The organism is Paraburkholderia sp. RL17-373-BIF-A, from assembly GCF_046030175.1.
Lineage (GTDB): Bacteria > Pseudomonadota > Gammaproteobacteria > Burkholderiales > Burkholderiaceae > Paraburkholderia.
Genome location: NZ_JARESO010000007.1, coordinates 174444 through 196118, shown reverse-complemented (window position 1 = coordinate 196118; position 21675 = coordinate 174444). Strand labels below are relative to the sequence as shown.

The following is a 21675-nucleotide window of genomic DNA, read 5'->3' as shown; positions in this document are numbered from 1 at the left end:
AATGATCTGGTACACGGCGCATGCCGTGTAAACGGCCGGGTGAATCCAGAACTTGAGGGATGCTTTTATTGGTGGCTTTAGAAAATTCGGGTAATCCGGAAAACCTCGAAGGTGGGACGATCTATGTGGAAGGCACCGCCGGATATCTATTCGGCGGCACAGGCTCATTCATGCTTCTTGGTGTAAACCGTGAGATTCTTCTCATGGGAGTCGTAAAGCCGGACCTGATCTGCATGGCGATTCGCAGCGCGCCGGCCGCACTGGTAATCGCAGGGGTAAATGAAGGTCTTCAGGATACGGTTGGATTTGCTTTAATGTTCGGACAAGTCAAGTACAAAGGGCTGTACGCCGAAGATGCAGATTAAGTTGTCAAAACGTCCCGCTTCGGCAGGGCCTTTTATCCCACGAAACGACGCCCCGCTTTCAGGCACGCTACGCCTTCGGCAATCTCGCGTATCAAGTCCAGCGCCTTGCGCGCGCGGTTGAAGACGTGCAGCGCGCCGGCGCATATATGCTCGGGCATTAACCCTTCGCCCAAGCCGCCGCCATATCCACCGCGAAGTCCCGATAAGATCGCGGCTGCCGGCCGAGCAGCGTCGCGAGATGATCGATTTGCGCTTGCGATGCGACCGCGCCGTCCTGCTGATAGCGGCTCATCATCAGGCGCATGTCGTAAGCGAGCCAGCCCGGAGCGGCCGCTTTCAAACGCTGTTCCAGCACGTCGAGATCGTCGCCACCGTAGCGCACGGTGCGGCCCAGCGCTTCAGCCCAGATCGACACCACTGTTTCCGACGTGATCGCGTCAGGCCCGACCAGCTCATAAGTCTCGCGCGGCAAGCGGCTTGCGGCCCGCTCGCGGCGCAGCAGTTCGCGCGCGGCGGCCTCGCCGATATCGCGCACGTCGACCATCGAAATACCTTTGGCGCCGATCGGCATGCCGTACACGCCGTGCGTCAGTAGCGGCTCTTTCTGGCGTGCGTCGTTCTGAATGAAATACGCGGGGCGCAACACGGTGGCCGGCAGATCGCAGTGCTCGATCATGCGCTCGACTGTGTGCTTGCCGGTGAAGTGCGGCACGTCGACATACTCGGCGCCCTTGAACACCGACAGATACACGACGCCTTTCACGTCGGCTTCGCGCGCCACGCTCAGGGTCTGCAGCGCTTGCGTCAGTTCGTCCGGGGCGTTGGGTGCGAGCAGGAACAGCGTGCTGACGCCGTTCATCGCGCGGCGCAATCCGTCCACGTCGGACAGGTCGCCCTGGACTGCGGTGACACTGTCCGGGAATTGCGCTTTTTCCGGCGTGCGAGTCAGCGCGCGAACTTGCGCGCCGCTGCCGCTCAGATGTTCGAGGACCTGCTTACCAACTACGCCCGTACTGCCGGTTACGAGGATTGCCATGACTTTCTCCTTGAGGGTTGGATGGACTGGAAGTCAGCCCGTAGACACACAATAGATGTTCCATTTGAACCGCGAAAGTGCAAAAATCCAGACACCTCGTCTCATATTTGGAACCATCATGGATTTGACGTCACTGGCCGATTTCAATGCGGTGGCGCTGCACGGCGGCTTCGGCCCGGCTAGCCGGGCGCTCGACCGCCCCAAGGCCACGTTGTCGCGGCGCGTGGCGGAACTGGAGGAAACGCTTGGCGTGCGGCTGATCGAGCGAGGCTCGCGCACACTGCGGCTGACCGAAGAAGGTCTCGTGCTGCACGAGCGCACGCGGGGTTTGATGGCGGAAATTCAGGAGGCGGGTGAGGCGGTGGCGTCGCGCGCGCCGGTGCCACGCGGACGATTGCGGATCAGCGCGCCGGTCGTGTTCGCGCACGTCGTGCTGGTGCGGATCGCGACGCGTTTTGCGTTGGCCTATCCGCAGGTCGAGCTCGAAGTGATTGCGGAAGACCGCGTCGTCGATCCAGTGGAGGACGGCTACGATCTGGTCATCCGCATCAATCCATCGCCTGACCAGCAACTCGTGGGGCGGCGCATTCTCGGCGACGAACGGCTCATGGTCGCGGCGCCCACGATGTCGGTACCTTCTCAGCCCGCCGGCGACGCTGCCGCGTTGGCGGTGCCCGCGGTCGTGCTGGTGGCGGCATCGGCGGGTGCGAGTTGGAGCGTGCGCACGGAAGGTGGAGTGAGGACGTTTGCGCCGATACCGGTGCTGCGGCTCTCATCGCTGCTGATGGTGCGCGAAGCGGTGCTCGATGGGCTGGGCGCGGCACTGTTGCCCAGGTTGCTGGTCGAGCAGGATGTAGCGGCGGGGCGGCTTGTTTGTTGGGGTGTGGCGGATGGGCCGCCGGTCGAGATCTGGGCGCTGTACAACTCGCGGCGTCTACTGAGCGCCAAGGTGCGGGCGTTCATGGATCTGTTGCAGGATTTGCCGGGACGCGAGCGCAAATAGGAGGACGTAGGCGCCGATTGCGGCTTGCTTTTGCAATCGGCTCCCACCCCGCAACCTCACTTTGGCCGCCGCACCGCCCGCACTTTGCCGCTGCTTCCGCCGCCACAAAAGAACCGATCGCCGCCGTCCGATTCAAGCCCCGACACGCTGACGCCGGACGGCATCTCGAGCCGCTCCTGAACTTCGCCGGTGCGCGGATCGATTCGCCGCAATTCGCTTTCGTCGCCTTCCCACGTGCCGTGCCAAAGTTCACCGTCTACCCACGTGACGCCCGTCACGAACCGATTGGATTCGATGGTGCGCAAAATCGCGCCCGTCTGCGGATCGACTTGATGGATTTTGCGCTCCCGATACTGTCCGACCCACAGCGTCCCTTCGGCCCACGCGAGTCCCGAGTCGGCACCGCCGCCGGGCGCGGGGATCGTGGCGAGCACACGGCCAGTGGTGGGATCGATCTTCTGGATACGGTCCTCGGCGATCTGGTACAGATGCTGGCCGTCGAAGGCCGTACCCGCGTGCGCAGCGACGTCGATCGAGCGGACCTTCTTGCCGCTCTGCGGGTCGAGCGCGTTCAACGCGTCGCCCGTCGCGAACCAGACGTGCCGGCCGTCGTACGTCACGCCATGCACGCGTTCTATGCCCGCAAAGGGGCCGTACTCGTTGATGATTTCCGCGGCTGATCGTTTCATGGTTTGTCCCTCGTGGTTATCGTGTTGCCATCCTAATCAACCGGCAACGGAGCGGGGAGTAACAAGGTCGTCGTGAATTCGGGCATGGGCGGCGTCATCCAGCGACGCGCCCGCCCTTGGCCGAGCGACTGCACCTTGCCCTGCGCCGCGAGCGTGTCGAGGGTTCGCTGCACGGTGCGCTGGCTCGCGCCAAGCGCGAGCGCGAGGGCCGAACTCGCCCACGACTCGCCGTCGGCGAGCAAGGCAAGCACGGGCGCATGCTTGTCCTCGACTGGCCGCGCCAGTACGACCACCTCTTGCGCATGCCGCGGCACCAGCGCGAACCCACGCCGCGTCGCGCTCACGCTGGCCACTGTGCGAAGCACCGAACGCAGCCGCCCGAGTTCGACCCGCAGGCGCGCGCGATGCGATTCATCGGCGGCCTTGGCCCTGAAGGCTCGCGCGACGAGCACGTCGCGCGATACGTCCTCCGGCCATGCTTCGGCCAGCGCGCGTGCGAGCACGAACAACACCGGACGGCTGGCGAGCGAGATCACCGCGCCGGCGTCGCGCACGACGTGACGGCACGCGTCCACGATCAATGCCTTCGATGCCAGCAGCGCTTCCACTTCGTCGAGCAGCAACGGGCGTTCCTCGCCACGCGCGAGCAGCCGCGCCGCGGGTGCGTTCAGAACGAGCGCGGCGTTGTCGACCTCCGCCGTCAGGGCAGGAATACGCGCGAGACCCGCTGCGCGCCGGGCTCGTTCGAGCGCGGAGCGCGCCGCTTTGGTCTGAAGACGGCGCAGCGCGACGCCTGCCACGACCAGTTCGTGCGCGGTCCTCAAAGGCGGTGGGAACGGTGTGGGATCGAGCCCGGCGAGCGCGCGTTCGGCTTCGTCGAGACGTCCGATCAGCAGCAGGCGCCGCACCGCGAGATAGCGCGCATGAGCGGCGTTGAGCCGGTCGCCGTGCGTTTCGAGCGTGGCGCGAGCGGCTTCCAGAGCCTTCGTGGGCCAGTTCAGATCGCGTGAGACGAGCGCGATCTCGGCCTCGGCGACGATACATCGCGCGCGGGCCACCGGCTCCCGCGCACCGAAGGCACGCGCGGCGCTTCGCACGAGCGCCTTCGCCCGCACCAGATCGCCGAGCTGCGCCATGGCGATGCCGCGCAACGCGAGCGCGGGCGCGTCGTCGCGCAAGGCGACGCGATTCAGCGCGCCGAGCGGATCGCCCGCGGCAAGCGCGCGCGCCGCCGCCGTGATTAGCGAGTCCATGGTCCAGGTGAATCACGCCACACTTGTCACTCCCGTCGTTCGAAGCCCGGGGCTAATCTAGCACGACCAACCCACAGCACTTCGCATAGCGAAGCAAGGAGGCAAGCATGACGACGAAACACAGCATCGGCACACGGGAAGAATGGCTGGCCGCGCGGCTCGACCTGCTCGAAGCGGAAAAGGCGCTCACGCGGCAGAGCGACGAACTGGTCCGGCAGCGGCAGGCGCTGCCCTGGGTCCGAATCGACAAGGCCTACCGGTTCGAGACCGATGAAGGCAGCGCCTCGCTGGCCGATCTCTTTCGAGGACGCTCGCAGTTGCTCGTCTATCACTTCATGTTCGGCCCCGACTACACCGCGGGCTGCCCGTCGTGTTCGGCGGTCGCGGACGGGTTCAACGGTTCCGTCGTCCATCTGGCGAATCACGATGTCGCGATGACGGCGGTATCGCGCGCGCCGCTCGCGAAGCTGCAGGCGTACAAGCGGCGCATGGGATGGACGTTTCCGTGGGCGTCGTCGGCGGGCAGCGACTTCAACTTCGATATCAACGTCTCGTTCACCGAGCAGCAGCAACGCGAAGGAAGCGTCGAATACAACTTCCAGCGTGGCGGCCATGCGATGGATGCGACACCGGCGCCGGCGCCCGTGGTCGAGTTCGCGGCCGCCTGCGGGACCGACGCGCCGACGTATTCGCTCGACCGGCCCGGCATGAGCGCGTTCGTGCTCGAAGACGGCGTGGTGTACCACACGTATTCCACTTATGGACGCGGCGTGGACGCGCTGTGGGGCATGTATCAGTGGCTCGACCGCGCGCCCAAAGGGCGTAACGAAACGGGGGTGTGGTGGCGTCGGCATGACGAGTATGAGAAGCACTGAGGCAACTGTGGGCCGAACGCATTGCTGTAGCTCAGGCTCGCTCATTCCCCGTAAAGGGTTTGTCTCTACACAAAACATGCACGCGATTGCCGATAAATGAATCGGGTGGTCGCATCCAAGCAACGACGTGTCGATTCCGATATCGGCACGTGTTGCCATGATGAGACCCGGCTCGATCATTCGATACAGATGCGGGGCGCGTGCATGGTCCGATTCAGTTTCACACAGAAGCTCTGGCTGCCGCTGGTCGTCAGCCTCGTGGCACTTCTCGCCGTGTCGGTGTCCGCGGCGTGGCTGTCGCGGCAGACCCGCATCGAGGAGCGCAAGAACGATCTGGTGAACGTCGCCCATGTCGGGCTCAGTATCGTGACGGAATATGCGGCGCTGGCGCAAAGCGGCGCGCTCAGCGAAGCGGACGCCCGCCGGCAGGCGCTCGAACGGCTGCGCGGTGTACGTTACGGCGAGGACGGCTACTTCCTCGTGATCGATTCGACACCGCGCATGGTCATGCATGCGATGAAGCCCGCGTTGAACGGCAAGGATCTCGCCGGCACCGCCGATGCCGACGGCCGTCACCACTACGTGACATTCGCCAAGGTCGCGCAGGCGCCGAACGGCGGCTTCGTCGATTATGTGTTTCCGCATCCGCAAAACCCGCCCGCCGCCGCGGTCGGCAAGATCGGCTACGTCGTGCGTTACGCGCCGTGGGACTGGATCATCGCGACGGGCGCTTACGTGGACGACATCGACGCCGCGTTCAAGGAGTCGCTGTATTTCGTCGGCGGAATCTTTGCCGTCGTCGCGCTGCTGCTGTCGGCGCTGGTCTCGCTGACCAATCGCAGCATTCAGCGCACGATCGGCGGCGATCCGGCCTACGTTGCGCAAGTGGCCGGCGAAATCACGCAGGGCAACCTTGCCATTCCCATCGACCTCCGTCACGGCGACGACTCGAGCCTGCTTTACACCATGCAGCGCATGCGCGACGCGCTGGCCCACACGATCGAACAGATCAAGGGCGCGGCCGACAAGGTGGCGACAGGCGCGCGCGAGATTGCCGGCGGCAACTCGGATCTGTCGGCACGCACGGAGAATCAGGCGGCGTCGCTCGAGGAGACCGCGGCGAGCATGGAACAGATGACGGCAATGGTGCGACAGACGGCGGAGAACGCTCAGACAGCGAGCCAACTGACCTCCGGCGCTGAGCAGATCGTCAATCGCGGCGGCGAAATGGCGGCGCAAGCGGTATCGACGATGCAGGAGATATCGACGGAGTCGCACAAGATGGTGGAGATCATCTCGGTCATCGAAGGCATCGCCTTTCAGACCAATATTCTCGCGCTGAACGCGGCGGTGGAAGCGGCCCGGGCCGGCGATGCGGGGCGTGGTTTCGCGGTGGTCGCCGGCGAGGTGCGCACGCTCGCGCAGCGCAGCGCGGCGGCCGCGAAGGAAATCCGCACGTTGATCAGCCGCGCGGTGGACAAGGTGGGGACCGGCGCCGAATTCGTCGGGCAAACCGGCGCGACGATTCACTCCGCGCGCGAGGCCATTGCAAAAGTGTCGGGCGTCATGCGCGATATCGCGGCGGCGGCCGCCGAGCAAAGCGCCGGTATCAATCAGGTCGGCGACGCCGTCGCGCAGATGGATAGCGTGACGCAGCAAAACGCGGCGCTGGTCGAGCAGGCCGCGGCGGTGGCGCAGACGCTGACCGAACAGGCGCGGCTGCTGCAAGTGTCGATCAGCCAGTTCAACTTGCAGCCGCAGGGTTCCGGCGACGAAGGCGGGTCGTTGCGGGTCCATAGGCCGTCGGCGAAAGAAGCACGCGAATTCGCAGCCGTCGTTTGAGCGTTGCTCACCCATGGACGCACCTGAACGCTCCAAATTAAGAGCGCTGAAAATTGCAAAGCGGCTCAGGTCTGTTATGTTCGCTGCTGGACCGTTCAATGCCTGTTCACATCTCACTCGTGATTCGGCGGCGAGCGTCCGGTCTCAACATGGCAGAGGTTCGTTCCCGGAACACACGTTCGACGTGCCTATGGAGGACTGCATCTGGTCGGCGCCGCGAAAACTTCACTCGACAAGCCGCGACGAAAGTGGGATCCGGTCGCGCAGATCGCAGCCTGGAGCCGTCGCGTGGGCTGGCGCGCGGGCATGGGCGGCGCGGGGCTGCTATTTTGCTTGCAGAGCGCGGCGGCCTCGGATGGCGGCGGGGGCACCGTTACGCTGTATGGCGTGCTGGACACGAGTCTCGAAATAACCGACCCAGGGTCCGGCTGGACCCCACGTCTGGACTCGGGGGCCTATCGCGGTTCGCGGGTCGGCTTGCGGGGCAGCGAGCCGCTCGGCAACGGCACCGACCTGCTCTTCACGCTGGAAAACGGCTTTAGCTCGGTCGACGGCACGCTTCAGACTCCCGGTGTTCTATTCAACCGCCAGGCGTGGATCGGCGCGCGGAACGCCTGGGGCGAGGTGCGCTTCGGCCGGCAATACTCGCCCATCTATATCCCGTTCAAGGGCGACCTCGATGCGTTCGGCGCCGGCACGATCGCGTCCGGGCTGAACAACCTGTCGAAGATCACACCCTACGCGAGCAACGCGATCGAGTATCTGTCGCCGGTCGTCGGCGGATTCAGCGCGACGGTCATGATGGCCACGCGCGATCCGTCGGAGAACGACGGCAACGGTATCGACGGATACTACGTCACCGCCACCTATCAGCTCGACAACCTCAGGCTGTTGTACGCGCGTCAGCAGACGCACGGCGCGGGCGCGCTGCGGGCGAATCTCGGCGGCGCGACCTATGCGATCGACAAAGTGCGGGTATGGCTCGCGTTCTTCAACGGCGATGGCGGCACGCCGCTCTATCACGGCGCGGGCGGATCGCTCTCGGCGCAATACAGCTTTTCTGCGAATGCGCGCGCGTCACTGGGCTATGCGCACGTGCGCGACTATACCGGCGCGGGCGCGAGCGCCGACCAGTTCAGCATGGCGTTCGAATACAACGTTTCGCGTACTTTGCTGTTCTATTTCAGCGCGGCCTATCTGGCGAATCACGACGATGCGAGCTTCACGCTGCGTGGCGTCAACGTGACCGGGCTGCCGGTCGCGTATCCCGGCGCGCCGGTCAAGGGTGTGCAGCTTGGCGTGTTGGAGCGCTTCTGATCTGCGTGAGTAGACTGAATTGGATCGTCCGTTGTTGTGCCCGCAAGTGGCAGGCGGATCCGCTGTCATTGAACTGGCGGCGTGCCAACTGCCGCGCCGGTATCGGTGCGCGGGGCCACGCGCCAGACCGTATTGCCGACGTCGTCCGCCACCAGCAGTGCCCCGCGCTTATCCAGCGCGACACCGACTGGCCGGCCCACGGCGTGACCGTCGGCGGTCAGAAAGCCGCTCAGGAAATCTTCCGGGGCGCCCGCGGGTTGGCCTTTTACGAATGGGATGAACACCACTTTGTAGCCGCTGTACGGCTTGCGATTCCATGACCCATGCTGACCGACAAAGGCACCGCCGCGGTAATGCGCGGCGAACAGCGTCCGGTCGTAAAAAACCAGCCCGAGCGATGCCGTATGGTTGCCGAGCGCATAGTCCGGTGCGACTGCCGTGGCGACCAGGTCGGGGCGCTGAGGCTTGACGCGCGTGTCGACATGCTGGCCGTAATAGCTGTAAGGAAACCCGTAAAACGCACCGTCTTTCACGGCAGTCATGTAATCCGGCACGAGGTTGTTGCCCAGGTCGTCCCGTTCGTTGACGGCGGTCCACAGCGCGCCGCTCTCCGGCTGCCAGGACAGTCCGTTGGGGTTGCGCAAGCCGGTCGCGAAGGGCCGCATCTGGCCGGACGCCACGTCGAATTCGAGAATCCGTGCGCGGTCCGCTTCGGCCTCGGCGCCGTTTTCTCCCGCGTTGCTGTTCGATCCCACCGTCACATAGAGATGCTTGCCCGAACGGTCGGCCAGGATGTTTTTGGTCCAGTGATGATTGATTGGGCCAGCCGGCAAATCAGCCACCTTCACGCCGGGCGTGTCGATCTGGGTCGCGCCGGGCGTGTAGTCGAAGCGCAGAATGGCGTCCGTATCGGCGACATAGAGTTGGTTGCCGATCAGCGCCATGCCGAACGGCGAGTGCAGGCCACGCAGGAACACCGTCTGTTGATCGACGACGCCGCTGCCGTTGGTATCGCGTAATAGCACGATACGGTCGGGGCTCGGTGTGCCCGCTCCCGCGCGCTTCATGACCTGCTTTCTAATCCAGCCGAATACGCCGCTGCCTTCGTCGTGCCGCTGCGGCGCGTTGCTTTCCGCCACGAGCACGTCGCCGTTCGGCAACGGGTAGAGCCAGCGCGGGTGGGTCAGCCCGCGAGCGAATTCCGTCACGACAAAGCCGTTTGGAGCGGTCGGGAGAAAGTCGGCGGTTCTCGGCCGGACGGGCGCGATATTGACCGTGGTAACCAGCGACGATTCCGGCGCGGGCAATACGGGTGACGGCCCAAAGCCGGTATCGGTGGGGCCCGACGGCCCCGCCGCGCACGCGGCGAGCGGCAGCAGCATGAATAAGACAAAGCGGTTTAACTGACGCATCCCGCGCTCCCGACAGTGAAGATGCACGACCCATCTTCGGTAAGCTCAGCAAGATGCTTGCCTGGCGCCTGAACGGCGCAGCCTGTTAGTCCGTATACCCCTAAAACGTCACTACTTCACCTCGGAAGGAAACCCGCCGATAGTCGACCTTCGTTTTCAACTGGAGGGTGTTACGATGCGCGTCTTTGTTACCGGAGCGACGGGATTCGTCGGCTCCGCCGTGGTTGCCGAACTCATTGCCGCCGGACATTCCGTGCTCGGCCTGGTACGCTCGGACGCCGCGGCCGAGTCTCTGGCCAGGACCGGAGCGGAGGTCCTGCGCGGTTCGCTCGAGGATCTCGACAGCCTCAAAGCCGGAGCGGCCGCTGCGGACGGTGTCATTCATACCGCCTTCAACCACGACTTCTCCCGATTCGCGGAGAACTGCGAGTTGGACCGGCGCGCCATCGAAGCGCTCGGCTCCGTGCTCGTCGGCTCGGAGCGGCCGCTCCTCGTCACGTCCGGGGTCGCGCTGCTGGCGTCGGGCCGCATCGCGACCGAGGACGACGCGCCGGTTGCACGCTCCGACGCCTATCCTCGCGTGTCGGAGGCGACGGCTGCGTCGCTGGTGGAGCGCGGCGTGCGTGCGTCGGTAGTTCGTCTGCCGCCGTCGGTGCATGGCGATGGCGACCATGCTTTCGTTCCGCATCTCATCGCTCTCGCGCGCGAAAAGGGCGTCTCGGCGACCGTCGGCGAGGGCCTCAACCGCTGGCCCGCCGTGCACCGGCTCGACGCCGCGCGCGTCTACCGGCTCGCGCTCGAACGCGGCGCCGCCGGCAGCCGGTATCACGCCATTGCCGAAGAAGGCGTGCCGTTCAACGAGATCGCCGGTGTGATCGGCCGACGCCTGAACGTGCCGGTCATCGCGCAATCGGTTGATGAGGCGGCGGACCATTTCGGCTGGTTCGCGCTGTTTGCCGGAATGGATGCCGCGACTTCGAGCGAGCAGACGCGCAAGCTGCTTGACTGGGAACCGAAGCAGCCGGGCTTGATCGCCGACCTCGACCGGCCGCGGTATTTCCAGACCTGAGGCGCAACTTGCCGCTCGGCCTTTTTGATGGCCGGGGATTCCATTGACGACGCGGAGCGGCCTTTCACGACGTTGCAACTCGACCAGGTCAAGCTGGCGCCAAGCGGCACATTCCTTCGCTGCACGGCGCGCTGTTCGCATCGACCGGCCGGACGCGGCAGCGGGCGAGCAGAACCTGCCTCGCTAGGACTATGCTAGCGCTTTCGTCTACTTCGAGGAGCAACTGATGAAACAGGCAGCAGGTTCGATGATCACCTTTAACCGGCCCGACGGCCAGCAGATCCAGGGCTATCTGGCCAAGCCGCAGAAGCTGGAGGGCGCGCCCGCCATCGTCGTGATTCAGGAGTGGTGGGGCGTCAACGACCAGATTCGCGGCGTGGCGGACCGGCTCGCGCAGGCCGGCTATCTGGCGCTGGTGCCCGATCTCTTTCGAGGCAAAACGACGGTGGAAGAGGAAGAAGCCCACCATCTGCTCGACGGGCTCAATTTCGGCGACGCCGCTACTCAGGATGTGCGCGGCGCTGTCCAATATCTGAAGCAGCACGCGACGAATGTCGGCGTGACAGGCTTTTGCATGGGCGGCGCGCTGACCTTGCTCGCGCTGTGCAATATCCCGGAAGTGTCGGCCGGCGTGGTCTGGTACGGCTTCCCGCCGCTGGAATATATCGACGCTTCGAAAATCAAGGCGCCGCTAATCGGTCACTGGGCGACGCAAGACGAGTTCTTCGTGTCTGAAACGGTCGACGCGCTGGAGAGGAAATTGAAAGACGCGAATGTCGACGTCGAGTTTCACCGCTATCTCGCACACCACGCGTTCGCGAACGAAACGGCGGTCGGTCCGGGCCGTATCGCCAGGACGCAGTTCGATCCGGTGTGGTCGCAATTGGCTTGGGATCGCACGCTGACGTTTTTCGGCCGCACCTTGTGGAAGTAAGCGGCTCGCTCGCCGCTTGAGACGCGCTACGTCCGGCTAACGGGGCGGAGCGCGTCGGGTCGCGCCGGTGAAGTCCGCGGGCGTGCCGCCATGCATGGGCGGCATTCCAGAAAGGCTTCCCGGCGAGATCGCAAACAGAATCGCTTTTACGGATTCAGAGTTTCGACCCGCCGTCGACATGCAACGTTTCGCCGATAATCCGGCGAGCAGCATCCGAGGCGAGAAAGGCCACCGCGCCGCCAATGTCATCCGGTTGCGCCACGCGTTTCAACGCCTGCATCTCAAGCGTCACCGCGCGTCCCGCGTCGGTCTTCGTGAAGTTCGACATATCGGTTTCAACCACATCCGGCGCCACCGCATTTCCAGAGCGGTCAGGCTGGCGGCGCGCCGACCCGACCCGTTTACCTATACTCCTGTCACTCTGCAAGGCCGTCCACTCGTCGTCATACCAACAAGACGGAGCCTCACATGTCTGTAGCAATGCGAAGCGCGGCCCTCGGGCTGCTGACATGTTTCACGTTGGGCGCCAGTGCCGCTGCGCAAGCCGACTCCGGATGCGACGAAGGGTGCCATGCGCGCGGCCAGCTTCTCGATCACCGCGTCACGCTCACGCTGAGCGCCGCGGCGTTTTCAAAATTGCTGGCGTCGAGCGCGGGCGGCCGGCGGCTCGTGCAGATTGCCGGCGCGCCCGCGTGCGGCATCGAGATCGTGAGCTTTCGCTACGGGACCATCGGCGGCGCGGGCGAGCCCACCAACGCGAGCGGTGCGTTGATGATCCCTTCGGGGCGTTCGGCGGCATGCAGCCGAGCGCTTCCGCTGATGCTCTATGCACATGGCACCACCGCGTATCGCAACTACAACCTCGCCGATATCACGCAAACGGATCCGGGCAACGGCGACGGCGCCGGGGAAGGCATCAGCGTGGCGGCCATGTATGCGGCGCAAGGCTACATTGTGGTGGCGACCAACTACGCGGGCTACGCCGGCTCCGATCTCCCGTACCACCCGTATCTCAATGCCGACCAGCAATCCGCCGATATGATCGACTCGTTGCGGGCTGCGCGCGTGGCGTTAGCCGGAATAGCGCCGGACAGCAGGCCGCGCGAAAACGGCAAGCTGTTCGTCACCGGCTATTCGCAAGGCGGCTTCGTTGCAATGGCAACGCATCGCGCGCTGCAGGCGGCTGGCGTCAAGGTGACAGCGTCCGCACCGGGTTCGGGGCCATACGCACTCGCCGCTACCGCCGACGCACTCATCGAAGGCGAGGTCAACCTGGGCTCGACGCTGTTCTCGACGCTGATCGTGACGGGTTATCAGCATGCCTACGAGAATATCTACCGCCGCCCCGGCGACTTCTACGACGCGGCCTACGCGCCGGGTATCGAAACGCTGCTGCCGAGTCTGCAGCCGCTCAATACGCTATTCACCACGGGCAAACTGCCGTCCGCGCATCTCTTCAGCAAGTTGCCGCCCGCGCCGCAGTTCGCCTCGATGACGCCGCCTGCTTCGCCGCCTTTGACGCCGCCCGCCTTGACACCGCTGTTTGCCGCGGGATTCGGCAATCCCAACCTCGTGCGCAACGCTTATCGCCTGACGCTGCTGGAGGACGCCGCCGCCAATCCCGACGGTGCGTTTCCCAACACGACGCTTGCGATGAAACCGGCCGCGAATCCGCTGCATCCCTTGCGCCAGGCGTTCAAGCGCAACGACTTGCGCAACTGGCTGCCGGTTACGCCCGTTTTGATGTGTGGCGGCGAGTCGGATCCCACGGTGTTCTTTTTCAACGCGCGCATCGAGCAGGCGTATTGGCAGAACGCCAAAGTGCCCGCGGGGCTCACGTCCGTGCTGGATGTAGACTCTCCCGTTGTCGGGCCCGGCGATCCGTATGCGTCCATCAAGCGGGAGTTCGCGAGTGCGAAGGCGGAGGTCGCGAGTCAGGCCGTGGCCGGTGGTGCGACTGACGGCGGGGCGTCAGCGGTGCTGCGGGCCTATCATGGCCAACTGGTCGCGTCGTTCTGCCTGGTGGCGGCGCGGGCGTTCTTCGACACCTTCTGAGCGCGTGCAAAGCTGAAAATCCGCGCCGAGCGATGTTCGCGAAGTGCGGCTATCATGCGCAGACAACGAATCTGGCGGGGGAAAACTTGACGACCGAGTCCGTGACGAGAGATGCGGCTCCCGCGAACTGCATCCATAGCCACTTTAGTACGCACCACGAAGCGCCGCGCGCGCAGTTGCCCGCGTGGCGCGACCGTCTGGGCCATTTTCTCGATGTGCCCATTTCGCGCCGGCAACTGGCGGATGGCTTCAGTGGTCTGATCGACAGCTACCGTGTGGCCGATCTGGCATTCATGGACTGCCGTACCGATCCGGTCTCGCAGACGCGATCCGTCGCGCGCATTTCGACGGACTCGGTGCGCCAGTTCGTATTCCACGTGGCCGTGGAAGGCACGATCGAAACCGGCACCGGACCGCATCCGAAGCGCAAGGCCACCCAGTCCACGCCGGGCATTCTCGCGCTCGATATGAACCAGCCCATGCACATGGACCGCAGCGCCTGCCGCGTGCAGGCGTTTTTCCTGCCGCGTGAGCTGGTGGAATCCGTTTTGCCGGAAGCGGAGTCGATTCATGGCAGCGTGATCGACTATCACTCGCCGCTTGCGCGCATGATTCCCGCACAGCTCGCCGACCTGAGCCGGAGCTTGCCCACGATGAGCGGGCAGGCGGCATACGACGCCATTCAGAGCTGCGCATTGCTGATCGCGGCGGCCTTCGGGAAGCAGGCCGGTTTAAGCGGCAATGCGCGCGCCGCTGCTCGCACCGCCATGTTTGCCGCGGCGCGCCGTTATATCGATGCCAATCTCGACCAGATGGATCTGACGCCCGACAGCGTGCTCGCCGCGTCGCGACTGTCCCGGTCTACGCTTTATCGCCTGTTCGAGCCCGAAGGCGGGCTGGCCGCCTACATCCGCAGCCGCAGGCTGCGCGAAGCCGCCGATGATCTGCATCGATACCGGAACAAAGCGATCGTCGAGATCGCTTATGGCCTCGGCTTCAATAGCGCGTCGGATTTCACTCGCGCGTTTCGTCGAGCTTACGACATGTCGCCGAGCGATTTCCGGGCGTTGACCCGATAGGGGATGGCGGCTCGCCGCGGTGGGCGTGAACTCGCGCTTGCGTGTCGACACATCGGCTAAAGCGATAGCCAGCCACGTTCGATCGGCCACGCCAGCAACTTGCGATACAGCGCGACCAGTCCGCGCGTCACGCTCGCGCCGGCGAGCCGCCACAGCGGCGCCACCAACAGGAAGGCCACGCCCGCCACGACGACGGCGCCTGCCATGTCGAGCGGAAAGTGAACGCCGACAAAGATGCGCGCCCAGGCGACCGCGAGCCCCGACAGCACAATGAGCAGGCCGTACCGCCGCACGCCGCCGAGCAGCAAGCTCAGTGCGATGCTCGCGAAGATGGTCCCGTGATCGCTGGGGAACGACGGGTCCGGCGCGTGTTCGAGAAACGTATGGCCGATGCCCATCACGAACGGCCGCGGATGCGGCCACGCCAGACCGATGAGCTGATTGATGCCGAGCGCGAGGAACGTCACGCAGCATGCGCGCAGGGCGGTTTCGCGCTGACCTTCGTCGCCGAAGAGCCACATGGCGATCAGGCAGAGCGGCACGAGATAGATGACGTAATCGGCGATTGAACGCGCGAGGTCGATGTGCCACGCGGGTGTCGATGGCGTGGCGTTGATCATTAGAAAGAGCGCCTGGTTGAACGCTTCAAGTGTCTGCATACGGTGTGTTTCTCGATGGACGTCTGCGCCGTTCCGGCGCACTGATGTCGAGCGATCATAACGAGCCAACCTTAGGAAAGGCTTAGGCCGTGTAATCTGTCGATGTGACAAGGCATCATGAACCGATAATCGAAGGAGATGAGAACGTGGTGAAGATCGATCCGGACCGGTTGCTGACCGATCTCAAGCGGCTGCGCAGTTTCGGCGCCACGGGCCCAGGTGTTGTCCGGCTGGCGTTGTCGCCGGTGGATCTGGCGTCGCGCGAATGGCTGGCCGGGCGCATGACGGAGGCGGGACTCGAGGCCGTGATCGACGGCGTGGGGACCGTGTTCGGACGCTCGCGCAAAAGCGGCCCCGCGCTCGTGATCGGCTCTCATACCGACACGCAGCCGACCGGCGGCTGGCTCGACGGCGCGATGGGCGTGATCTACGGGCTGGAGATTGCGCGCGCGTTGGCCGAGAACGACGCGACGAGTCACCTCGCGGTGGACGTGGCATCGTGGATCGATGAAGAAGGCACGTTCTCCGGCCTGCTCGGCAGCCGCAGCTTTGTGGGCGATAGCGTCGACGAGTCGATTCGCGACGCCACGAACCGGCAAGGCCAGCGTCTTAACGACGTGCTCGCAACCGCGGGTCTCGCCGGGCGGCCGCGTGCGCGCTTCGAGCCGGGCCGGCAGGTCGCCTATCTCGAGCCGCATATCGAGCAGGGCGGCCGGCTGGAAGCGGCCGGCAAGTCCATCGGGGTCGTCACCACGATCGTCGGGCTGCGCGAATTGCGGCTGCGCTTCACGGGGCAGCGCAACCATGCCGGCACGACGCCCATGGCGATCCGGCGCGACGCGGGCGCGGCGCTGGTCGCCTTTGTCCCGCAGATGAACGAAGCGTTCGCGCAACTCGCGGATGCCGATACCGTCTGGACAGTGGGCCGCATCGACCTCGACCCTGGCTCGCTGAGCGTCGTGCCGGGCGCGGCCGACATGGACCTGCAATTCCGCGACGCGAACGCCGCGCGTTTGCAAGCGATGGAAGTCCGGCTCGCCGAGCTTGTGCGTGACTTCAATGCGCGCGGTTCGGTGAACGTGGAACTGACGACCATCGACGAACCGATGCAACCGGTGACCATGGACGCCGCGCTCGCGGACCATCTCGCCCGCGCCGCCAACGCGGTGGCGCCCGGCCAATGGATCCGCATGCCGAGCGGTGCCGCGCACGACGCGCAGGTCATCGCCCGCTGCATGCCGGCTTGCATGATGTTCGTGCCGAGCATCGGCGGCGTGAGCCACGATTTCATCGAGGATACGGCCGAGGCGCATATCGTTCTCGGCTGTCAGGTCGCGGCCACGGCTGCCGCGGCGATTCTGGAGGAACAATGGGCGAAACGATCGTGACGAACGTGAGCGAGCCGGGCGATTTTGTCGTGCGCACGATGTCGGCCGAGGACGTCGCATTGGCGGTCGAATGGGCCGCGCAGGAAGGATGGAACCCCGGTCTGCACGATGCCGCCTGTTTTCGTGTGGCTGACCCTGACGGGTTTTTCATCGGCGAATGGCGCGGCGAGCCGGTGGCGTGTCTATCCGCTGTCGCGTACGGCGAGGACTTTGGCTTTATCGGGCTCTATATCGTGAAACAGGCGTTTCGCGGTCGAGGCTTCGGCATGCGTGTCTGGCAGCACGGCATGGACTATTTGCGCAACCGCAATATCGGTCTGGACGGCGTGGTCGCTCAGCAGGCGAACTATAAGAAGTCCGGATTTCAGCTTGCCTATCGCAACATTCGCTTTCAGGGCGTCGCGCAAGAGACCACTCAGGGCGAGCACTATGCAGACATGTTGAATGCTTCGGCGCTGCCCTTCGAATCGTTGAGCGACTACGATCGGCAGTGCTTTCCCGCGGCGCGCGAGCGCTTTCTCGCCGCATGGCTCGCGCAGCCTGGCGCGATGGCGCGAGTCGTGGTGCGCGACGGCCATGTGGTGGGCTACGGCGTGTTGCGGCGTTGCCTGACGGGTTACAAGATCGGCCCGCTCTTCGCCGATAACGACGAGATTGCCGGTCGTCTGTTCTCTGCGTTGACGTCGAGCATTGCCGGCGAGGTGTTTTTCTTCGATGTGCCGGAGATCAACGTGGATGCCGTTGCGTTGGCCGAACGGCACGGCATGACGAGCGTGTTCGAAACCGCGCGGATGTACACGGAGGAACCGCCCGCTATTTCCATGGAACGCGTGTTCGGCGTGACGTCGTTCGAGCTGGGTTGACCAGAGCGCAGCGTGATGAGGCTTGTTTGCGCAGCCATCGGCGGTGCCAGTCGCGGACCGCCAATGGCAAGCACTATTTCCATTTCGTGCCGAGATTGTCCAGTCCGGCTTTCATCAGGTCTTCCGGCAACATCGCAATGCGCATTTCGCAGTCGGCGTTGAATTTTAGAAACCACGGCTCCGCGAGCGCGGGAATCGACGATGCGTTGTCGACATCCACCACGACCACCGCTCCGCGCGCTCCACTCTGCTCGGTGAAGTAGACGGCCTCCGGTTTTATCTCTTCCAGTATTTTCCCGATCACTTGTCCGGCGGTGCCATCACGCACCATGGTGTTGAACGGTTCGTGAGGGATTCGTATGTTGAGAAGCATGCGCATGTCATCCTCCTGTTGACGCCCAAAGGGCATCTTAAGGATAGGTGCTTTATGCGGCCGGCAAGGTGATCTATCACGAAGCGCTCAACGCGACGCAGTGAGTCCACTGCCATCGCGGACCATGCATCCGGTCAGTTTCCAAACAGCGAGGCTTGCGTGCCGCGGCTCGGCGCATGGCGCGGGGGTTTCGTCTGAGTTTCGGATTTGACCTGAGCCTTGGCCTCGGTCTTTTCTTCGGCCGCGAACATATCCGCTTGCCCGTCTGCTTCCGCTTCGATCGAAGTCTGTCCGGCTTCGAGCGACAGAAGCAGCATCTTGTTCGCCAAACCGCCCGCAAACCCGGTCAAATCACCGGACGCGCCGATCACCCGGTGGCACGGCGCCACGATGGAAATCGGATTTCTGCCATTCGCCGCGCCGACCGCCCGCACCGCGTTGACGTTGCCGATCTGCGTCGCGATTTCCGAGTAGCTGCGCGTCTGGCCGAACGGTATGGTCAACAGCGCGGCCCACACCTGCTTCTGAAAATCCGTTCCCTGGAAGGTGAGCGGAAGGTCGAATTCATGCCGCGTGCCGGCAAAATACTCGTTCAACTGCCGCTCGGTCTCGATCAGCACAGGCCGGTCGTTCGCTTCGACCAGCTCCCCGAGACGCACCCGGTTCGGCTTGTCGTGCTCCCACAGAATGGCGGCGAGGCGGTCGCCGTTTGCAACGAGTTTCAACTGGCCGACGGGCGAGTTCATCAACTTGTAGGCGTATGTCACTTTGTTTGCTCCTGACTGGTTGGAGGCACAGATGCTGCAAGACGAGTCTGCGAATACACGCGCCAAGCGCGCCGATATCCGACAGTGTGAGCCTCGTACTCTCTGATTGCGCTCCGAAACTTGCTGTCCAATTCCTCGCGACCGATGACGGCCGGGCGGCTCGTTGTTCTGGACGGGACGATGCATCACTGTACAACCCTTTTCGCGCCAGGCCCGCGACTCAGTAGAATTGATACCTTCGATACGAAGCGCATCGGCAACCGGACCTCTCTTCCACGACTGTGACGACGACACTTGAACAATTGCGGGCCGGCCAACTCGCGGGCACGCGCCGGCTGAAACTGGCCTGCGGCCTGACTGAATTTCCGCGCGAGATTTTCGACCTCGCCGAGACACTGGAAGTTCTCGACCTGTCGGGCAACGCGCTCACGTCGCTGCCCGACGATCTGCCACGGCTCACCAAGCTGCGTATTCTCTTCGGCTCCGACAACCCGTTCACCGAATTGCCGGAAGTGCTGGGACAGTGCTCGCAATTGAGCATGGTCGGCTTCAAGGCCAACCGCATCCGGCGAGTGTGCGGCAATGCGCTGCCGCCGCAATTGCGCTGGTTGATTCTCACGGACAACGAGATCGAAGCGTTGCCTGCCGAAATCGGCGGCTGCACGCAATTGCAAAAGTTGATGCTGGCGGGCAATCGTCTGCGGACGCTTCCCGAGGAATTGGCCGCCTGCTCGCAGCTCGAATTGCTGCGTCTCGCGGCGAATCAGCTCAGTGGACTGCCTGCGTGGCTGTTGCGGCTGCCGCGGCTGTCCTGGCTGGCGTATGCCGGCAATCCGTTCAGCGAAGCGCTCGAAGCGGAGGCGTTGATCGACACGCCGACCGCCTCGATCGCGTGGCCTGACTTGAAACTCGAGGCGGCGTTGGGCGAGGGCGCCTCCGGTGTCATCTATCGCGCGGAGCTGGCGGATCAGCACGGCGCATTGCGCCACGTCGCGGTGAAACTGTTCAAGGGCGCAGTGACCAGCGATGGTTTGCCCGACTGCGAAATGGCAGCCTGCATTCGCGCGGGCGATCATGCGAATCTGATTCCGGTGGCGGGGAAAGTGAAGGATCATCCCGCAGGCACGCACGGTCTCGTGATGGAACTGATCGATCCGCAATTCACCAACCTTGCCGGTCCGCCGAGCCTCGACTCCTGCACGCGCGATATCTACGGCGCCGACACACGCTTCGATTTGGCTGCGGCGTTGGGCATTGCGTACGGGATGGCATCGGCGGCGTGTCATCTGCATAAGCAGGGCATCATGCATGGCGATCTGTACGCTCACAATATCCTGTACGGTGGACAGGGGCGCGCGCTGTTGGGAGATTTCGGCGCCGCGTCTTTCTATGCTTTGGACGATCGCGACATCGGTCTCGCGCTTCAGCGCCTCGAAGTTCGAGCCTATGGTTGTCTGCTCGAAGAGTTGCTCGAACGATGCGTCTGGCCGCACGCGCAGACGAACATCCAGGCGCGCTTGGTGGAGTTGAAGGACAATTGCCTGAGCGAGGCTATCGACAGCCGGCCGTTGTTCGACGAAATCGCAGCGCGTTTACTGGCGCTGAAGGGCGATTGATGAGCGGCAGGCAGAGCCACGGCAGCCTTTCATCCGAGTGCAGCGCAGCGATTCGTCAGCCCGGTCCAGAAGGAGAGATTCGATGATGCAGAAGACGCCCCGAAGGACGTCCTCCTGGGGGATGCGCCGCCGCGTGGTGTTTGCCGGCGCGCTGGCCGCGGCCGGCATCAGCAGCGCGGCGGATGCGGCGGTCACGCCGGGCAGCAAGCTCAAGATCGCGCTCGTGCTGAAGTCCCTGAGCGATCCGTTCACGGTGGCGATGGCGAACGCCGCACAGAACTACCAGCAGCATTACGCATCGCAATTCGATTTGACGGTGCGCGGCACGGCCACCGAAAGCGACACGGCCGGGCAGATCCGCATGGTCGAGGACATGATCAAGGCGAAGATGAACGCGGTCGTGATCGCGCCGACCGATTCGAAGGCGCTAACGGCGGTCGTCGCGCGTGCGATCAAGGCGGGCATCATCATGGTCGCGATCGACAATCCGCTCGACGAGGCGTTTCAGGACGCGGCCGGCATTTCCGTGCCGTTCGTCGGTCCGAACAATCGCAAGGGCGCGCAGCAGGTGGGCAATTATCTGGCGCAGCGGCTCAAGGCGGGCGATCAGGTGGGCATCATCGAAGGCAGTTCAGCCGATCGCAATGCACAGCAACGCACGGACGGCTGCAGGGATGCGATGAACGCGGCGGGCATCAATATCGTCGCCGTTCAGGCCGGCGATTGGGAGTATGGGAAGGGCCGCGACGCCGCATCGAAGATGCTCAGCGAACATCCGCAGATCCGCGGACTGCTGTGCGGCAACGACAATATGGCGATGGGCGCGGTCGACGCGGTCCGCGATGCGGGCAGAACCGGCGGCGTCTACGTCACCGGCTACAACGATATCGATGCGATCAAGCCGTTGATCGCCGATGGCCGTGTGCTCGCCACGATCAATCAGTTCGCCGCGCGGCAAGCCGTATTCGGCGTCGATGTCGCGTTGAAGGCGGTCACCGAACAGAAGAAGCAGAGTGAATTGTCGAGCGTGATCGAAACACCGCTGCAACTCGTCACGGCCGCGAATCACTGAACGCGGCC

20 protein-coding genes and 1 pseudogene are annotated in these 21675 nt (G+C 64.2%); 13 read left to right on the top strand and 8 right to left on the bottom strand.

Features of this window, described 5'->3' with window-relative positions; all coding sequences use genetic code 11:
• Positions 1–59 precede the first annotated feature (59 nt).
• On the top strand, positions 60–365 hold the full coding sequence (locus P0D80_RS11430; RefSeq protein ID WP_408283794.1) for a hypothetical protein: 306 nt from the start codon (positions 60–62) through the stop codon (positions 363–365).
• 157 nt (positions 366–522) lie between these two features.
• Here the strand turns inward: P0D80_RS11430 and P0D80_RS11425 are convergent, their stop codons facing one another.
• The gene (locus P0D80_RS11425; protein ID WP_408283792.1) at positions 523–1401 is read right to left on the bottom strand and encodes an SDR family oxidoreductase; all 879 of its coding nucleotides are present in this window, start codon (positions 1399–1401) and stop codon (positions 523–525) included.
• A gap of 118 nt (positions 1402–1519) precedes the next feature.
• On the opposite strand from P0D80_RS11425, the gene P0D80_RS11420 reads away from it, so the two are divergent.
• The gene (locus tag P0D80_RS11420) at positions 1520–2404 is read left to right on the top strand and encodes a LysR family transcriptional regulator (RefSeq protein ID WP_408283790.1); all 885 of its coding nucleotides are present in this window, start codon (positions 1520–1522) and stop codon (positions 2402–2404) included.
• Positions 2405–2460: 56 nt separating this feature from the next.
• Here the strand turns inward: P0D80_RS11420 and P0D80_RS11415 are convergent, their stop codons facing one another.
• Together P0D80_RS11415 and P0D80_RS11410 are read right to left on the bottom strand one after the other, a co-directional pair.
• Positions 2461–3093 carry a Vgb family protein gene (locus P0D80_RS11415; protein ID WP_408283787.1) on the bottom strand — a complete coding sequence of 211 codons (633 nt, stop codon included), beginning with the start codon at positions 3091–3093 and terminating at the stop codon, positions 2461–2463.
• A 32-nt stretch (positions 3094–3125) separates the two neighbouring features.
• A complete protein-coding gene (locus tag P0D80_RS11410) occupies positions 3126–4346 on the bottom strand; it encodes a helix-turn-helix domain-containing protein (protein WP_408283784.1) in 1221 nt (406 codons plus the stop codon).
• 107 nt (positions 4347–4453) lie between these two features.
• Between P0D80_RS11410 and P0D80_RS11405 the strand changes: the two genes are divergently transcribed.
• From P0D80_RS11405 to P0D80_RS11395, 3 genes are all read left to right on the top strand, one after another.
• Complete coding sequence (locus P0D80_RS11405) at positions 4454–5221, top strand: DUF899 domain-containing protein (RefSeq protein ID WP_408180234.1); 768 nt, start codon at positions 4454–4456, stop codon at positions 5219–5221.
• Between the two features lie 204 nt (positions 5222–5425).
• The gene (locus P0D80_RS11400; protein WP_408283781.1) at positions 5426–7063 is read left to right on the top strand and encodes a methyl-accepting chemotaxis protein; all 1638 of its coding nucleotides are present in this window, start codon (positions 5426–5428) and stop codon (positions 7061–7063) included.
• Positions 7064–7369: 306 nt separating this feature from the next.
• On the top strand, positions 7370–8380 hold the full coding sequence (locus P0D80_RS11395; protein WP_408283997.1) for a porin: 1011 nt from the start codon (positions 7370–7372) through the stop codon (positions 8378–8380).
• A gap of 65 nt (positions 8381–8445) precedes the next feature.
• Here the strand turns inward: P0D80_RS11395 and P0D80_RS11390 are convergent, their stop codons facing one another.
• Positions 8446–9792 (bottom strand): PQQ-dependent sugar dehydrogenase, encoded by a 1347-nt coding sequence (locus P0D80_RS11390; RefSeq protein ID WP_408283778.1) that lies wholly within the window; start codon positions 9790–9792, stop codon positions 8446–8448.
• 175 nt (positions 9793–9967) lie between these two features.
• Between P0D80_RS11390 and P0D80_RS11385 the strand changes: the two genes are divergently transcribed.
• Complete coding sequence (locus P0D80_RS11385) at positions 9968–10861, top strand: SDR family oxidoreductase (protein WP_408180237.1); 894 nt, start codon at positions 9968–9970, stop codon at positions 10859–10861.
• Between the two features lie 226 nt (positions 10862–11087).
• Positions 11088–11795, top strand: a complete 708-nt coding sequence (locus P0D80_RS11380; RefSeq protein WP_132378700.1) for a dienelactone hydrolase family protein — start codon at positions 11088–11090, stop codon at positions 11793–11795.
• A 154-nt stretch (positions 11796–11949) separates the two neighbouring features.
• Here the strand turns inward: P0D80_RS11380 and P0D80_RS11375 are convergent.
• Positions 11950–12156 (bottom strand): annotated as a pseudogene (locus P0D80_RS11375) (SDR family oxidoreductase); the annotation flags it as partial.
• A gap of 107 nt (positions 12157–12263) precedes the next feature.
• Here P0D80_RS11375 and P0D80_RS11370 point away from each other — a divergent pair.
• Both P0D80_RS11370 and P0D80_RS11365 read left to right on the top strand, forming a co-directional pair.
• Entirely contained in the window at positions 12264–13850 is a 1587-nt protein-coding gene (locus tag P0D80_RS11370) for an alpha/beta hydrolase family protein (protein ID WP_408283773.1), read from the top strand.
• 86 nt (positions 13851–13936) lie between these two features.
• Positions 13937–14929, top strand: coding sequence for a helix-turn-helix domain-containing protein (locus P0D80_RS11365; protein ID WP_408283771.1), 993 nt, complete (start codon positions 13937–13939; stop codon positions 14927–14929).
• Between the two features lie 56 nt (positions 14930–14985).
• Here P0D80_RS11365 and P0D80_RS11360 read toward each other — a convergent pair whose 3' ends face one another.
• Entirely contained in the window at positions 14986–15588 is a 603-nt protein-coding gene (locus P0D80_RS11360; protein WP_408283768.1) for a phosphatase PAP2 family protein, read from the bottom strand.
• A 146-nt stretch (positions 15589–15734) separates the two neighbouring features.
• Here P0D80_RS11360 and P0D80_RS11355 point away from each other — a divergent pair, with 146 nt between their 5' ends.
• Together P0D80_RS11355 and P0D80_RS11350 are read left to right on the top strand one after the other, a co-directional pair.
• The gene (locus P0D80_RS11355) at positions 15735–16976 is read left to right on the top strand and encodes a Zn-dependent hydrolase (protein WP_408283765.1); all 1242 of its coding nucleotides are present in this window, start codon (positions 15735–15737) and stop codon (positions 16974–16976) included.
• Positions 16958–17839, top strand: coding sequence for a GNAT family N-acetyltransferase (locus tag P0D80_RS11350; RefSeq protein ID WP_408283762.1), 882 nt, complete (start codon positions 16958–16960; stop codon positions 17837–17839). Before P0D80_RS11355 ends, P0D80_RS11350 begins: the two co-directional genes overlap by 19 nt.
• 73 nt (positions 17840–17912) lie before the next feature.
• Here P0D80_RS11350 and P0D80_RS11345 read toward each other — a convergent pair whose 3' ends face one another.
• The gene (locus P0D80_RS11345; RefSeq protein ID WP_408180243.1) at positions 17913–18218 is read right to left on the bottom strand and encodes a panthothenate synthetase; all 306 of its coding nucleotides are present in this window, start codon (positions 18216–18218) and stop codon (positions 17913–17915) included.
• A gap of 128 nt (positions 18219–18346) precedes the next feature.
• Positions 18347–18979 (bottom strand): methylated-DNA--[protein]-cysteine S-methyltransferase, encoded by a 633-nt coding sequence (locus tag P0D80_RS11340; protein WP_408283759.1) that lies wholly within the window; start codon positions 18977–18979, stop codon positions 18347–18349.
• Positions 18980–19260: 281 nt separating this feature from the next.
• Between P0D80_RS11340 and P0D80_RS11335 the strand changes: the two genes are divergently transcribed.
• Positions 19261–20595 (top strand): leucine-rich repeat-containing protein kinase family protein, encoded by a 1335-nt coding sequence (locus P0D80_RS11335; protein WP_408283756.1) that lies wholly within the window; start codon positions 19261–19263, stop codon positions 20593–20595.
• A gap of 82 nt (positions 20596–20677) precedes the next feature.
• On the top strand, positions 20678–21667 hold the full coding sequence (locus tag P0D80_RS11330) for a substrate-binding domain-containing protein (RefSeq protein ID WP_408283753.1): 990 nt from the start codon (positions 20678–20680) through the stop codon (positions 21665–21667).
• Positions 21668–21675: the final 8 nt, after the last annotated feature.